16 protein-coding genes are annotated in these 14,743 nt (G+C 37.9%); all 16 read right to left on the bottom strand.

All coding sequences use genetic code 11. From position 1 onward, the window contains the following. Window positions 1-120 precede the first annotated feature (120 nt). Entirely contained in the window at window positions 121-852 is a 732-nt protein-coding gene (locus IGL28_RS07290) for a metallophosphoesterase family protein (protein ID WP_010719028.1), read from the bottom strand. A gap of 230 nt (window positions 853-1,082) precedes the next feature. After that, complete coding sequence (gene trhO / locus IGL28_RS07295) at window positions 1,083-2,024, bottom strand: oxygen-dependent tRNA uridine(34) hydroxylase TrhO (protein WP_010719027.1); 942 nt, start codon at window positions 2,022-2,024, stop codon at window positions 1,083-1,085. Between the two features lie 301 nt (window positions 2,025-2,325). Continuing rightward, window positions 2,326-2,697 (bottom strand): VOC family protein, encoded by a 372-nt coding sequence (locus IGL28_RS07300; protein ID WP_010719026.1) that lies wholly within the window; start codon window positions 2,695-2,697, stop codon window positions 2,326-2,328. 239 nt (window positions 2,698-2,936) lie between these two features. After that, entirely contained in the window at window positions 2,937-4,328 is a 1,392-nt protein-coding gene (locus IGL28_RS07305) for an L-cystine transporter (protein ID WP_010719025.1), read from the bottom strand. A gap of 215 nt (window positions 4,329-4,543) precedes the next feature. Beyond that, window positions 4,544-4,939, bottom strand: a complete 396-nt coding sequence (locus tag IGL28_RS07310) for a DUF1149 family protein (protein ID WP_010719024.1) — start codon at window positions 4,937-4,939, stop codon at window positions 4,544-4,546. Window positions 4,940-4,989: 50 nt separating this feature from the next. Continuing rightward, window positions 4,990-5,613: an HAD-IA family hydrolase gene (locus tag IGL28_RS07315; RefSeq protein ID WP_179133703.1), complete on the bottom strand. Its 624-nt coding sequence runs from the start codon at window positions 5,611-5,613 to the stop codon at window positions 4,990-4,992. Window positions 5,614-5,667: 54 nt separating this feature from the next. Next, window positions 5,668-6,336: a 2,3-bisphosphoglycerate-dependent phosphoglycerate mutase gene (locus IGL28_RS07320; protein ID WP_010719022.1), complete on the bottom strand. Its 669-nt coding sequence runs from the start codon at window positions 6,334-6,336 to the stop codon at window positions 5,668-5,670. A 9-nt stretch (window positions 6,337-6,345) separates the two neighbouring features. Then, window positions 6,346-6,783 carry a hypothetical protein gene (locus IGL28_RS07325; RefSeq protein ID WP_034698189.1) on the bottom strand — a complete coding sequence of 146 codons (438 nt, stop codon included), beginning with the start codon at window positions 6,781-6,783 and terminating at the stop codon, window positions 6,346-6,348. 53 nt (window positions 6,784-6,836) lie between these two features. Beyond that, entirely contained in the window at window positions 6,837-7,508 is a 672-nt protein-coding gene (locus tag IGL28_RS07330) for a hypothetical protein (RefSeq protein WP_010737691.1), read from the bottom strand. A 134-nt stretch (window positions 7,509-7,642) separates the two neighbouring features. Next, window positions 7,643-8,020 (bottom strand): P-II family nitrogen regulator, encoded by a 378-nt coding sequence (locus tag IGL28_RS07335; protein ID WP_010719019.1) that lies wholly within the window; start codon window positions 8,018-8,020, stop codon window positions 7,643-7,645. Further along, the gene (locus tag IGL28_RS07340; protein WP_010719018.1) at window positions 8,017-8,790 is read right to left on the bottom strand and encodes a DUF1538 domain-containing protein; all 774 of its coding nucleotides are present in this window, start codon (window positions 8,788-8,790) and stop codon (window positions 8,017-8,019) included. Before IGL28_RS07340 ends, IGL28_RS07335 begins: the two co-directional genes overlap by 4 nt. Next, window positions 8,787-9,470 carry a DUF1538 domain-containing protein gene (locus IGL28_RS07345; protein ID WP_010737694.1) on the bottom strand — a complete coding sequence of 228 codons (684 nt, stop codon included), beginning with the start codon at window positions 9,468-9,470 and terminating at the stop codon, window positions 8,787-8,789. Before IGL28_RS07345 ends, IGL28_RS07340 begins: the two co-directional genes overlap by 4 nt. Window positions 9,471-9,819: 349 nt before the next feature. Beyond that, on the bottom strand, window positions 9,820-11,520 hold the full coding sequence (locus IGL28_RS07350; protein WP_081127499.1) for a DUF4091 domain-containing protein: 1,701 nt from the start codon (window positions 11,518-11,520) through the stop codon (window positions 9,820-9,822). Further along, window positions 11,521-12,495, bottom strand: coding sequence for an alpha/beta hydrolase (locus IGL28_RS07355; RefSeq protein ID WP_081127498.1), 975 nt, complete (start codon window positions 12,493-12,495; stop codon window positions 11,521-11,523). A 4-nt stretch (window positions 12,496-12,499) separates the two neighbouring features. Next, window positions 12,500-13,864 (bottom strand): glycoside hydrolase family 1 protein, encoded by a 1,365-nt coding sequence (locus IGL28_RS07360; RefSeq protein WP_081127496.1) that lies wholly within the window; start codon window positions 13,862-13,864, stop codon window positions 12,500-12,502. After that, window positions 13,854-14,741, bottom strand: coding sequence for an ROK family protein (locus IGL28_RS07365; protein WP_081127495.1), 888 nt, complete (start codon window positions 14,739-14,741; stop codon window positions 13,854-13,856). The genes IGL28_RS07360 and IGL28_RS07365 overlap by 11 nt, the downstream gene beginning before the upstream one ends. Between the last annotated feature and the right edge of the window lie 2 nt (window positions 14,742-14,743).

Below are 14,743 nucleotides of genomic sequence, written 5' to 3' on the forward strand. Positions count from 1 at the left end.
AGTACTTATAGCAGCTCTTAGCAAAACAAATCAATCACACTAAAAATCCCCTATAATAGTTGAGGAATTTGAGTTTCCTCAATACTTTTATAAGGAATCATGTACTGTTATCCTGATCCATTAATTTCCTTGCCACGGTCCTTCAGTGTTTTGATACTCAATGTCTTGAACGATACCAGTTTCATCAAAAACCACACCATGCATCGATCCACCGAAGACTGCTCCACCGTCAATTCCGATTTTCTTATCGTGAATCCATAAATCTGTCGTTTCCATATCTCCGTGTAGCATAGGGGTAATGGTATGACCAAAAACGATTGTTTTTCCTGTATTATTTTTACCTTCATGGAAAGGTTCGCGGATCCAGATGAAATCATGAGGGTTTGTATCATGCCAATCTTTTTTAGTTAAGTCAACCCCTGCATGGACAAAGAGATAATTATGCCATTCATAATATAGCGGCCGCTCACATAAAAAATCAATCAGTTCGCCATATCGTGAGCGAATCATCAACGCAATCTCTGTGGGCGAATACTCTTCAGTTGACCCAGGGTGTAAAAGACTGTCAAATGTTTCTTTGCCACCATTCCGTAAATAGGGCTCATACCAGTCTTCAGGACTTTGGAGGAACTGCAAAAAGTACTCTTCGTGGTTTCCTCGAAGATAAATCGCGTTATTTTCTTTGACTAGTTGCATACCTAGTAAAAAACATTCTTTCGTGTTAGGGCCTCTGTCATTCAAATCCCCCATCAATACTAATTGATGATTTAATGGATCAAATTCGTTGACCAATTTTTTAAAGAGATCGTATTTTCCATGAACATCGCCAATCGCATACACCCACTTTTTCATGATGAAACTCTCCCTTTCCATTGTAGTATAACGTATCTTTCGCATAGATTTACACTTATCAAAAAGGTTTTTCCCTTTCCTATACTGATTTTCTCAATAAAAAGAAAAAAAGACAAGCCAAAAATAAAGATAGCAAAGGAATTCCCTTATTCACTCAGCGCTCAACTAGTGCTAGGTGATTGGAGAACAGCTTCTCCTGCTATGTTTATTTTTCAGCTTGTCACTAAATGCTAGTTAAAAAAAGCAGCTAATTTTTCTTCTACTTCTTTTTCAGACAGTTGATGCTCTTTGATGTAGCGGTTTTGTGGATGTTTTGCGCATTCGATCGAACAAGAACCTAAATGTTTTTCTTCATTTTCAACAGAAGTCAACATCTGACGATTGCATTCAGGATTGCCACAATTGATGTAGCGTTCGCAAGGCGTACCGTCGAACCAATCTTTGCCTACGATTCGTTTATCCACTTGATTGATATCAACTGCAATACGTTCATCAAACACATACATCTTACCATCCCACAATTCTCCTTGAACTTCAGGGTCTTTTCCATAAGTTGCGATCCCGCCGTGTAGTTGACCAACATCTTTGAAGCCTTCACGGACTAACCAACCAGAAAATTTTTCGCAACGAATCCCACCAGTACAATAAGTAACCACTCGTTTTTCCATAAATTCTTCTTTATGATCACGGATCCATTTAGGGAGTTCCCTAAAGCTTCTAATATCAGGACGAACAGCCCCACGAAAATGTCCTAGATCATACTCGTAATCATTTCTGGCATCAATGACAACAGTATCTTCATCTAAAATTGCCTCTTTGAATTCTTTTGGTGAGAGATAATCTCCTGTCAATTCGTGAGGATCGATATCGTCTTCTAATTTCAAAGAAACAAGTTCTGGTCGTGCACGAACAAACATTTTCTTAAATGCGTGGCCTTCACTTGGATCAATTTTAAAAAATGTATCAGCAAAACGCTCGTCTTGATGCATCATCGCCATATATTTTTCAGTTTCTTCGATCGTTCCAGACAATGTGCCGTTGATACCCTCTTTGGCAACTAAGATTCTTCCTTTTAAATTCAACGATTTACAAAAGGCTAAATGTTCCTTCGCAAATTGCTCTGGGTCTTCAATGGTTGTGTAGTTGTAATAAAGTAATACTTGGTAATCCATGTTTTCTTTCCTTCCTTCTCTTCTCTCCAGAATAGTATAAAAAAAGTAAGGTTCGTTTGACGATATTTATGCTTGTGTATTTATGTTCAAACTCCTTAGTTAACATAATATAATTATCGTTTTTTAATTTAGGCAAACTTTACTATATAAAAGATGGAATAAGATGACCTCAACGATGGAATGACCATTTACATAAACTAGGTTCTACCAAGTGAAAAACACCCACTCTACTAGTCGCTAAACATGACCTGTTTAACTACTAGTAGAATGAGTGTCTGAAGACTACCTTCAAATCATTTCTTTATTTCCCTGTTACTGCAAAATAATTACCATCAGGATCGGCAAAATTAAATACGTATTCTTCACCTAACTGGACTAATTCGCCTAATACCGTACCTTGTGCTTGCATTTTCTTATATAAATCAAAAATATCATCGCTATAAAACATCAAGGATGGGGAACTTCCAGCAACTTCTGGGGAATGTTGTTCAATGAATTCCCGATCGTATAAGACAAGTGAAGTAGTCGCCTTCTCTGATTGGGCGATTTCTACAACCAATGTGCCATCCATTTCTTGACGATCTAATTCTTTGAATCCAACCGCAGTCCAAAAATCAACGTTTTTTTTCACATCATCAACATATAACATGATTTTCATTTCATTGGTAAACATGTAAATCCTCCTACATTTCTTCGTTTTAGAAGTCATAAGCTTAACTATTTTAGCATACGGAGATCGGAAAAGCTATCTTCACTCCATCTTTATACTCTTATACTTGCCCTTATTGTCATAGTTTTTGGAGTGGATGGAATCTCGTTTTCACTTTTCGGAATAAAATAGATTCTCTGTATCAATCGCTTATAAAAAAAACAGATCCCGTCTCAAAGACGAAATCTGTTTTTGGCTTATAACTAAGCATTGACATCAATGACTTTTGAATCATCTTTGATTGCTTCACGATCCAAGTCCTTAATTCTAGCACTTGTGACAATCCCGGCAACCATACTGCCACTGACGTTCGTTGCTGTTCGAGCCATATCAATCAATGGTTCTACTGAGATAACTAAGCCAACGATGGCAACTGGCAAATTCATCGCCCCTAAGACGATCAATGAAGCAAACGTTGCGCCACCACCAACACCGGCTACACCAAATGAGCTGATCGTGACGATTGCAACTAACATCAAGATAAAGCCAATACTAAAAACATCAATTCCAGCAGCTGGAGCAACGATCGTAGCTAGCATCGCTGGATACACACCTGCACAGCCGTTTTGCCCAATTGATAAACCAAAGCTGGCTGAAAAATTCGCTGTTGCTTCATCCACACCTAACGCTTTGGTCTGTGTTTCGATATTCAATGGCAATGCCCCTGCACTTGAACGTGAAGTAAAAGCAAAGCTCAATACTGGAAAAGCTTTTTTAAAGTAGTCAAACGGATTGACTTTCACTGAAAGCAAGATCAATGAATGAACAATCAAGACTGCTAGTAAAGCAACATACGAAGCAAGTACGAATTTTCCTAAATTGATGATGGCAACAAAATCACTAGTAGCCATCACATTCGTCATCAACGCAAAGACGCCATATGGAGTCAAACGTAATACTAAGGTAACGATACGCATAACGATTTTATATAAACTATCAATCAAATTGGCAAAAAATTCTGCTTCTTTCGGTGCTTTTCTTTTGACTCCTAGATAAGCAATCCCGACAAATGCAGCAAAAATCACAACACCGATCGTACTTGTTGCACGTGTACCAGCTAGATCAGCAAAAACATTTTTAGGGATGAATGATAATATTTGTTGCGGAATCGTTAATCCTTGGATACTCTCTTGGCGAGTGGCTAATTCCGAGATTCGAGCTGTTTCTGCTGCGCCCTCGGTAAACTTTGCTCCTTGAAGACCAAATAATATGGTTGTACCGATTCCAATCAATGCAGCAATTGCTGTTGTTGCAAGCAGTGAGGTTAATACTGTTGCACTGATTTTACCTAATTTTTCAGAAACTTTCATTTTTGTAAATGCGCCAACGATCGAGACGAATACTAATGGCATAATCAGCATTTGTAAGAAGCCGACATAGCCTTCACCTACGATATTGATCCATTCCATTGATTGACTGATGACTTGGTTATCTACTCCAAAAATCAATTGTAATAAGCCACCAAATACGATTCCGATAGCTAGAGCTGTATAAACCCTTGTTGAAAATTTTGCATGGCGCTTTTGCATGCGATAGAAAACATATAATAATACCGCAAAAACTAGAACCACTAAAACTGTGATGAGTGTTGTCATTTTACTCCTCCTCTAATTTTTAATGACAAGTCCATCTAAGGAAGTAAAGGTTCCCGAAAATGATTCTTCAATCATTTTCCTGAAAATATTTTTTTCAGCGACTCGTTCATTCTAGACTATTTATGTAAAAAATACATTCGTTTTGCTTACAATTAGTAATAGAAAAAAACCAGTAGTGATAGCTTTTGGCTATCACTACTGGTTTTAAGCACGTTTTATGCTTCGTTTTCTTCTTTTTCAGATTGAAAATTTAGTTTCACGCCTGGTTGATCCAATGCAATCTCAGTTATTTCATAGGCCATTCGTTTGACGATGTCAAATAATGGCGCAACTAGCTCATCCACTTCTTCTTGTGTGACATCATTTTGTCCTTCAATCTTTCGATTAAGGATATGGTTAATTTGACTCACGCTTCCTGATAAAACATATGTATCAAAGACTAAGCGAAATTCTAAACGTGCCCCTACGATACTGTGTTCTTTCGGATAGTTCTCAATCGTCTCTTTCAGAGGAGAAAATCCTACTTTTAAATCTGTTTCAACTTCTTGATCAGGCCTTTTAAAATCATAGTGAAATGCCTCTACTACTTCTTTTTGTCTTTTGATTTCCATTTGATCACTCCTTATTCAAATTATAACATACCTCACTTTGATAGAGGATACTATTTTATTGCTTTCTCCTTGATATCAAGGATTTTCAAGAGATCATCTACAACATAATCCGCAGGAATATCTTGTAAAAAATGATCAATATCATACAAACAAGTCAAGACTCCTGCGTTCTTACCAGCTTCTATATCTAAACGACGATCACCAATCATGATCGTTTCCGACTTTTTCAATTGATGTCTTTGGATCAAATGATTTAATGAGTTGGGCGCTGGCTTACGAGGAAAATTCCGATCAATCCCAATGACTTCTTCAATTAAATCAGTTAGATCAAACTGCTCAAGTAATCCCCATGTTGAGGTTGAGAGTCGATGGGTCAAAATAAAATGTTTTGCACCTTGGCTTTTCAATAATCGTAACACTTCTTGGGTGCCTGCAAAAGGCTTGGAAATTTTCTGACTCGCTGCTTCATAACGATGAAACAAGGGTGTAAATTGTTCTTCTGGTAATTGGTATTCTTTGATTAGTTGACGGGTGGAAAATTTCTTCATAATCGGATAAATCGTTTCTTGATCCGCTAAGATACCTAACGCAGCCATTGCTTGAAGCGCTCCATCGACCATGGCTGGATAAGTATCAAATAATGTTCCATCAAAATCCCAAACATAATTTTTTATCATCGTAACTTCTTTCCTTTAAATCTATTCATATTCCCACAAAACATGTCCCTCTTATAACAATTCTTTTCCGAGGATTTCTAACTCTTTATTTAAAGTGTATTGGATCGGTTGCGCATTCGGGATATCAATCGTATCCAACTGATTTTCTGGTACATCTTCTAAATATTTCGTTAACGCACGTAAGCTATTCCCATGTCCAACCACTAAGACATTTTTACCAGCTAATAAGTGTGGTGCTAGTTCATCTTGCCATAAAGGAACCACGCGCTCAACTGTCATCTCTAAGCTTTCACCATGGGAGAGCAAACGTGGATCTAAAGAATCATAGCGTCGATCAAAATGGTTTTCTGATACGAGTGGCGGAACTTCTCGATAGCCACGACGCCATTTTTTGACTTGTTCTTCGCCATATTCTTTTTTCATCTCCGTTTTATTTTTACCAACTAATGCCCCATAATGTCGTTCATTTAACCGCCAAGTTTTTTGGACGGGAAGATACAATTGATTCATTTCTTCTAAAGCTAACTGTGACGTTTTGATTGCTCTTTTTAGTACAGATGTATAAACGATATCAAAAACCAGTCCTTGCTCATTCATTTTTCGTCCAGCTTCCGTTGCTTGTTGCATCCCCTTTTCAGTTAGCGCAACATCTAACCAGCCAGTCCAATAATTTTGAAAATTGGCTTCACTTTCACCATGTCGTAATAAGACTAACTTCATCCTCTTCACCTAGACTTTCGTTTCAAATTGGGTACCGCATTTTTGACAAGTCACTCGAATTCGTCCTTTACCTCGTGGCGCTCTTTGCTTTTGGTGACAAGTAGGACAAGAAAAAAACGTGTACTCCATCACTTTCTTTGAATTTTTTGGCTTTCTCAACTGAGAAAACCATAATTTTATTTGATTCGATTTTTCGATGAATTTACGATTTTCATTTATTCTTACATAGATTTTCTTCGATAACAATCGAAATACGATCAGACCGAGTAATCCCCAAAATAAGAAATAACCGATTGAAAAAGGAAGTAAAAATTGAAACAGACGAAAGAATAGTGCCAGAATCAACAATACTCGGTTCAACGAATCAAATGTTGCATAACGTCCTTGCATCACTTGGTTGTATTTTCTTTTGTATTCAATCAAGCGTCTTAACCAAATTTGTGCCATCGTAACTCCTCCTGTTGCTCTTATTATGGCAAAAAAAGCAAAAAGAAAAAGCTTTAATTCGCTTTTTCCATTGTTAATTGATGAAGTGCATTCCGATTCTTCATAAAGTCAATCACGATGACTTTCTTTTCCTGCGCTCTTTGGACGACACGAAATGTATCCGCTAACGGTAACGTGAGCTTTCTAGAAGGCACTTCCTTCAAGCGAACAAATCGGCGAATCAGCGTTAAGAATTGGGTTAATTGAATCGATGTATGAACTAAATCAGGATATTTTTTTAATAATTGAGTTGTCTTTAATAAATGGCGTTTTTTACCAATTTCACTTAAAAAACTTTTTAAGATTTTTTGTTGCCGTTGAAAAATCGAAAACGAATCTTTCTCATCAATTTTATAACGCATTTGTCTTTGAAGTTCACTGACCGTTAACTGTATCAACTGGCCGTTCTCCTTGATTATCAAGCCATTTGGAAATAGTTCTGTTACTGCCTGATCCCAACTTGTCAATGAAAGCTCAAGATAATCTTTCACAGGTAAATCAAGTTCTCTATTAAAAAAGAGCAAAAGTGCAGTTAACCCTTCTGATTGATAGATTTCTCCTAGTGTTTGACCTTCTAAATGAAACTCTGGCGAAAAATGCAACAAAGTTTTCCCCTTGTTTAACTGAACATAAAGAAAGGTCGAACGGTTGATGACTTGATCCTTTAGCACCACTAAAAAATTCATTTTTCTCCCCCTTTATCATTTTTAACATAGCATATTTTTAAAAAGTTGTCTGGTAAAAGAGGAGGGTTTCATAAAAATTTAGTAATTCATCAAATTCTCCTTAAAACAATGAAACCACCTGAGCGATTGCAGATTCACTCCTCTTTTTCCATCAATTCTTTCATCTCGATCACTTCCCGATATTGGTGGATTTTAGTGATCCCAATGACTTTATCGACATCAATACTAAAACAAATACCATTTCCTGGAACATCAATGTTGATTCCCTGACCAATCGTCTCCATGACTTGATTGGTTAAACTATCAGGTACGAGGGTTAACACAATATCTTTTTCAGGTGAGATTTCCAGACCTAAAAAATTACTAGAATCATGAATCCCTGATCCACGCCCATGGAGTATCGTACCTCCAGCTGCTCCGGCGGTTTTTGAAAACTTAATCACTTCGTACCCCATTCCCCCATCAACAATCGTGACGATCATATTCAGATTCAACGCTACAGGATCTTTCATTTTTTTCCCTCCAACTGTTGTAATTTGTGTTTGGCTTGTTTATCTTTTTCATCTTTCCTTTTGTAGATATAGCCTAGAACCAATGTCGATAATATGGGCGTTAATGCAATCATAGCCACCACTCCAAATCCATCAATAATCGGATCTCTTCCTTCAATTTGCGTGGCGATTGCCACACACATCGATAAAATGAACGTGGAACACATGGGACCAGTCGCTACCCCTCCATTATCAAATGCCATAGCAAGAAAAATTTTATCAACCTTGCGCCCTAAAATGAAAGCTAAGCCATATCCTGGAATCAAAAAATAGTAGAGAGAAAACCCAACTAATAAACGCCACATAGATAACCCAACTGCTAAGCCAATCCCAATAGAGATGACTGCTAACATGATTTTTGCTTTGATTCTTCCCTCACTCAATTCTTCCACTTGTTTAACCATGACATGGATCGCTGGTTCTGCGAAACCAACTAAAAACCCCATCAAGAACCCTAAAGGTATCAAAAGCTGATTATGTTCTAAACTAGCAAGTACACTACCTAGATGTTGTCCAACAGGAACGTAAGCCAGATCGACACCATGCAGGAATAAGATCAATCCGACAGTAGTGATCAAAAAGCCCTTGATAATAGCCCAGAAACGTTCTTTACTCATCTGAAAGCTCAGGAAGTTCATGACTAAGAATAATAGTATGATCGGCGATATGGCGATTAACACCTCATAGGAAATGATTTCTATTCCCGAAAATAATTCTTGGACTATCTTCATTGAAAAATCACCCCTAAAATCATTACTGCCAGAATTGGACCTAAAGATGCAATCCCAACCATCCCAAAGCTATCATTGGCACTTGTTTCTTGACGAATCATACTAGTCAGTCCGCCAGCTAATGCTAGAATAAAAGGAACAGTAATCGGTCCAGTCGTAACGCCTCCAGAATCAAAAGCAATCGGCATAAATTCATTACTTGTAAAAAATGAAGCGACTAATACACCAACATAACCAATCGCCATCAATTGATAATAAGATAATTTGAAGACAACCCGTAACAGAGCAAACGCTAAAAAGACACCTGTGCCAACGCTTACAATTCCAATTAACAAAACTCGGCCAATCTTTCCTTCAGAAATCTGATTGACTTGTTGTCCCAACACTTGAACGGAAGGTTCTGCGATCGTGATTACAATTCCAATCATAAATCCTAAAGCAATGAGGATTGTGAGACTTTTCTTTTTGATCATATATTTTCCCACTAATCGCCCGACTTCCATCATCGAATAATCGGCGCCAAATAAAAATAGTGTCATGCCAATCATCATAATCCCTGCCCCAAACAAAAAAGAAATCATTTCATCTGAGTCAAGCGGTGCAAAAATAAAAGTTAAAATAACAATTAAAAGCGTCATTGGTAAAATGGCGATAACAACTTCTTTTAAATTTTTTAGCATATATCCTCCTCCTTTACTCTATTTTACCTGATTCCTTCACAAGTTACGAGCAGAACAGGTAAACGCTGTTATTTTTTTCAATAAAAAAATACTCAAATATGACATTACCGTAAAAAGAAGCCAAATTGAGCGAAAATCAAACTTGGTTTCGGCTCCTTTGGCTTCTCTTTATGTTATAAGCAACAATGCCTCAAATCAAGAATGAAAAATCAGAACGAACTTTTCAAATTTTGGGGCTTGATTTTAAAAGAAAGGCATGTTGTTTAGCAAGGTGATCAAAAAGCGTCTGGAACTAAGAGTCTCTTCTTGTTTAACCTGTGGGAAGTAACCACAAAACAAGTACTCAGCTCTAAGACAAGGAAGCAATCAATTGTTTTCGAATTGCTTCGTATTCGTCTGCCTGTTGATTAAACAAACGTTGGTTGCTTGTATGGCTATCTTGCATCCATTCTTTTGGTTCGCTGCTGCCTAGAAATGCATCTAACAATTGTTGTGTGACAATCGGATTCTTTTTCACTGCTTCTTTGACCAAGTAAAAATCTTCAATTCCTCTTTGCAATTGTTTGTAACGTAAAGACAACAATAACTGTCCAGAATAGCTAGGATAAATGAGACAAGTATCACCGATCGGTAACGAACTAGTATTATAGCGGATATCTTCTCGCACATTTTCTGGCCAGCAATTATATGCCCAACGCAGCATACCATCTGTTTTGAAGCAATGCGCTAAAATTCCTTGGATACGAGTCTCTAGTAATGAGCTGTGTAAAAAGGTATTCGGACGATCAGGATAATTACAAATATAATATTGTGTCTTTCCTGGATGGCTTTGTGTTAACTGCTGATAATGGTTGCACGTACAATAAAAAGAAGTGACCGGAAAATCGACATCTGGCAGCAATTGTTCCAAGACGTTTTCTTTATCAAAAGCGACTTTTATCTGAACACTAGTATCCACTGACTTTAATTCTGCTAATGAAGCTTTAAAGGTGTCTATTTCGTGAATCTTCGGCTCATCAGAGATAATCCTGACTTTGTCCCATACCCCAATCTCTTTGAAATGCTCAAATAATTGGTTGAAATAGGACTTCAATTCATTTTTGTTTTCGATGAATCCGATCTTTTGCAAGGCTTCATCAAAATAGCGAACCACAATTTTTTCAGGGTAATCTAACTGTTGGATCAATGGGAAGAATGGTACTTGCCACACACCTAACAAACCAAAGACGTTGATTTCTTGATCGATACCTGCTTCTGCCATTGTTTGAAGATAGCGATCTAAAATGGTGAAATCACACGTCAATTCTCCTTTGAGATCCTTTTTGACTTTAATCATCGAGTACTCATAAAGATTCGCTGGATAGTCTTTGACGATATAATTAAACCAACCTTTCCAAGGGATCTCGCCTGCGATCACCGTTACCGCTTTTTGCCCAATAGCTGCTAAACTGGAAGCCATTTCGCGAATCAATCGGAAATGAGTCTCACTCCAAAGTGGGACTTGAAAACTTCTCGCTAAATTAGACGGTTGTTGCCAGATGTCCAAATTAAATTTCTGAGTCACGTTATCTGGAAAACAATAATCTGAAACGTCAATCATTAATTTTTTCGTCACTACTTCTTCGTCACCGGCTGTCAAATGCGAACGGTAAACTGTTATTTCTAGTGAATAGCTGCCAGACTTGATTTCAGTATCCAAAGGAAATTCCAGATAAATTGGCGCATAACGATCGCCTGAATAAGTTTTCACTGTTTGTTCTAACAACTTATCAGCATACAATATATCTTCGTTGCCTAAATAATAGTCAATAAATTGAGCTTTTACTGGTAACGAGGATTCGATAGCGATACGATAAATCGGTATCTCAATAGCATCTGGTATCGAAAATTCATCCGATAGTACGAAATGGTTTTTTCGCCCGTCATGAAGTAGTAACTGACAAGCATTTTTACTGTTCTTATAAAAAGTTAACTCCGTAAGTTCCTGAGGCTGTTCAGCCGTCAGACGGTTGGTCGCTTTATAACTTTCATGGACAAGGTAAGCTTGCATTCAATGCTCCTCCTTTGGTCGATTCAATCCATCGATCAATTGTTCAAATTGTTCATTCGTCATTTGATCTGGAATCATTCGCCGTAATTGCTTTAAATTAAGTCTTTTTACTAATTTGAAACGACTAGGATCTTGCCAGCTAGGGAAAAATCGTTGGAGAACTTGCTGATTTTCTGCCTCTTTTACGAGTTGAAAAATCGGTATGTCGATGATCTCTCTGGTCGATAATTCGTTGCCTTTTCCTTGTTCTTCCCACTGTGATTCCATCCATTCCATCGCAAATGGAAACCAGCGAGCAAAACGTTCGTCTGTCACTTCATCAGATGTGCGGTACCACTTAGTTGCCAAAGAAAGTCCATGAGGTCCTTTTTGAAAAATATGTGATTCAAAAGGAACATCATTTTCTTCTAACGCACGTAAATATAGTAAGGAATTTTCGATAGGAACGATCGAATCTTCAAATGTGGAAAATAAAAACGTCGGCGGCGTATCACTCGTCACGCATTCTTCCAAAGAAGGAGCAGAAATACCCATGACCTCCGAAAAAGAAGAGAGGATAGCTGGATAACCTAATAAACATAGAGCGGGTTTAGTCGCTAACATTGTCGACATGGCTGCTGCTAAATGCCCACCTGCTGAAAAGCCAATGACCGCAATCTTATGACGATCAATCTGCCATTCTTCCGCACATTCTTGAAGTAATCCCATTGCTTTTTGTCCATCAGACAATGCTTTTTGAAAATGACGATGTTCTCCTACATGATAATGTAAAACACCTGCATGATAGCCCTTTGACAGAAAGCTTAATGCGATCGGTTCCCCTTCTCTTTCACTACAAAAAGAATACCCACCCCCAGGAATCACTAAAATAAACGGACGTTTTTCGATTGGCTGCGATTCAAACAATTCTTCTTGTAAGTAAAGCTTGAGACCGGTATTTGCCTTGCGATCAAAAATAATTTCTTTTGTTCTCATTGCTTCATTCTCCTAAGCCATTTTCCTCAATCACTTGTTGATACCAATAAAAGCTATCCTTTTTATACCGTGCTAAATCGAGTAACTCTTCATCGGTCCGATTGACATAGATAAATCCGTACCTTTTATTGATTCCTTCATGGGTACTGATCAAATCAATCGCACTCCATGGGCAATAACCGATCACCTCAACGCCATCTTCAATCGCTAAAGCCATTTGCTGGATGTGTTGATGTAAATAAGCAATCCGATAATCATCATGGATTTTCCCGTCAATGAGTTGTTCTGATGCACCGATCCCATTTTCTGTCACCAAGAGTGGTAAGCGATAGCGAGAATAAATTTCATTTAAAGTAAAACGAAACCCTTCTGGATCAATAGGCCAGCCAAATTCCGTCATTGGTAAATGTGGATTTTCGACTGTTTGAAAGAATCCTGGAATCCCAAAACCGGATTGCTGATCTATTTTTTGTTCTTTGGCAAAATAACTGGAGACGGTCATTGTATTATAGTAGTTAAAAGCAATGTAATCTCCTGTTCCTTCTGCTAAAATCGTTTGATCTTCTGCAGTGATCACTGGTGCCGCACCAATCTTCTCTAATAAATGCCAAGCATTATGATTGTACTTCCCAAAAACAGCAACATCTAAATAGAGCCAATTTCTAAGCGCACTCATATATAAAGCGGCCATCTGATCCTCTGGTTTATCTGAAGCAGGATACACACTGGCGATGTTAGGCGCTGGTCCAATTTTGCCGTTATAATTCCCTTTGTGGTAATTACTGGTCACGAGGGCTTGTGCGACTAACATATGATGGTTTTCTTGGAATTTTTCTTTCATACTTTTATTACTTGTCCCAATTACAGAACCAGCCAATGCCATGACATTTTGTTCATTGATTGTTTGCCAAAGTGGAACATCTTGCCCAAAATGGTCAAATAATACCTGACAATAATCCGCAAAAGCTTGAATCGTTTCTCTATTTTCCCAACCACCTTTTTCGGCAATGGACGCAGGCAAATCAAAATGGAAAACAGTTACGATTGGTTGGATATCATTTTCTTTCAATAACTCAATCAAACGTTTGTAAAAAGCAATACCAGCTGGATTCACTTTTCCATTAGGCATTACACGACTCCATGAAATCGAAAAACGATAAGCTTTTAGTCCTAACTCTTTAAATAAACGGACATCTTCTTCCAATCGATGGTAGTGGTCAGAGGCAACTTTAAAATCAGTCGTTCCTTCTGGGATAGACTTGATATCCTGAACAGATGGTTCTTTCCCTTCTTCATTCCAAGCGCCTTCTACTTGATAAGCACTGGTAGAAGCTCCCCATAAAAAATCTGTTGGAAATTTATTTTTCATCTTCATTCTCCTTTATGGCCGCACCAATTAAATTGGCGTCTGCTTGAAATTTTGCTGCTTCAATCGTCATTGGTTGTAATGTTTTTTTGATGATTGGCGCTACTGTAAACAGCTCTCGATAAGCTTGTTGAATCGTCTGGACCAAATATTCTTGTTGACTGATTCCTCCACCAATGACGATCTTTTCAACATCTAGCAGCGTTTGAACATTGAAACAAAGAAAAGCAACCTGTTTACAATAATCATGAAATAAAGCTTTGGCTGACTCATTCTCACTGTCTTTTAAGGCAGCAAAGACCTGTTCGCCCTCGTTGTCTACTTTTAATAATTCAGCTAATTGTTTGATCAACCAAACAGCCGACAGTCCCATACCTACAAACGAGTCTTGACCAGTAATCTGACGATCACGGATCATAAAGCTAATTTCACCGGCTTGCATGTGCGTTCCTTTATAAAGCTGTCCATTGATACAAATGCCCATGCCAACTCCAGTTCCCAAAATAATTGCTGCGCCTTGTTGGATCCCTTTTAAATTGCCATATTTCATTTCACAGGAAGTAGCAGCTTTGGCATCATTTTCAACGAACACTTCGAAATTCTCCAACTCTAAAAACGATTGCAATTGGAGTTGATCCAGGTAAGGAACAGCACCGCCGAAGCGAACTGTCCCAGACTGATCAACCGATCCAGGTACTGAAAAAGCAATTTTATGGAATGATTGGATCTCTTGATAGTCACGAATCATTTGTGATAATAATCGTTGAAATTGCTCTTTGTCTGAAGGTGTTGGAAAACGCTTTTTAAAAGAAACTTCATTCTGAGAAATCAGAGCGGTCTTGGTCATCGTCCCTCCAATATCAATCCCTAAAACAACCATTT

It is taken from the genome of Enterococcus sp. AZ077 (assembly GCF_051714965.1).
In the GTDB taxonomy this organism is placed as follows: domain Bacteria; phylum Bacillota; class Bacilli; order Lactobacillales; family Enterococcaceae; genus Enterococcus_B; species Enterococcus_B hirae.

Excerpts from the sequence above, each read along its gene's own strand:
- IGL28_RS07290 (WP_010719028.1), bottom strand. The coding sequence starts at position 852 with ATGAAAAAGTGGGTGTATGCGATTGGCGATGTTCATGGAAAATACGAT.
- trhO (WP_010719027.1), bottom strand. The coding sequence starts at position 2,024 with ATGGATTACCAAGTATTACTTTATTACAACTACACAACCATTGAAGAC.
- IGL28_RS07300 (WP_010719026.1), bottom strand. The coding sequence starts at position 2,697 with ATGTTTACCAATGAAATGAAAATCATGTTATATGTTGATGATGTGAAA.
- IGL28_RS07305 (WP_010719025.1), bottom strand. The coding sequence starts at position 4,328 with ATGACAACACTCATCACAGTTTTAGTGGTTCTAGTTTTTGCGGTATTA.
- IGL28_RS07310 (WP_010719024.1), bottom strand. The coding sequence starts at position 4,939 with ATGGAAATCAAAAGACAAAAAGAAGTAGTAGAGGCATTTCACTATGAT.
- IGL28_RS07320 (WP_010719022.1), bottom strand. The coding sequence starts at position 6,336 with ATGAAGTTAGTCTTATTACGACATGGTGAAAGTGAAGCCAATTTTCAA.
- IGL28_RS07325 (WP_034698189.1), bottom strand. The coding sequence starts at position 6,783 with ATGGCACAAATTTGGTTAAGACGCTTGATTGAATACAAAAGAAAATAC.
- IGL28_RS07330 (WP_010737691.1), bottom strand. The coding sequence starts at position 7,508 with ATGAATTTTTTAGTGGTGCTAAAGGATCAAGTCATCAACCGTTCGACC.
- IGL28_RS07335 (WP_010719019.1), bottom strand. The coding sequence starts at position 8,020 with ATGAAAGATCCTGTAGCGTTGAATCTGAATATGATCGTCACGATTGTT.
- IGL28_RS07340 (WP_010719018.1), bottom strand. The coding sequence starts at position 8,790 with ATGAAGATAGTCCAAGAATTATTTTCGGGAATAGAAATCATTTCCTAT.
- IGL28_RS07345 (WP_010737694.1), bottom strand. The coding sequence starts at position 9,470 with ATGCTAAAAAATTTAAAAGAAGTTGTTATCGCCATTTTACCAATGACG.
- IGL28_RS07350 (WP_081127499.1), bottom strand. The coding sequence starts at position 11,520 with ATGCAAGCTTACCTTGTCCATGAAAGTTATAAAGCGACCAACCGTCTG.
- IGL28_RS07355 (WP_081127498.1), bottom strand. The coding sequence starts at position 12,495 with ATGAGAACAAAAGAAATTATTTTTGATCGCAAGGCAAATACCGGTCTC.
- IGL28_RS07360 (WP_081127496.1), bottom strand. The coding sequence starts at position 13,864 with ATGAAAAATAAATTTCCAACAGATTTTTTATGGGGAGCTTCTACCAGT.
- IGL28_RS07365 (WP_081127495.1), bottom strand. The coding sequence starts at position 14,741 with ATGGTTGTTTTAGGGATTGATATTGGAGGGACGATGACCAAGACCGCT.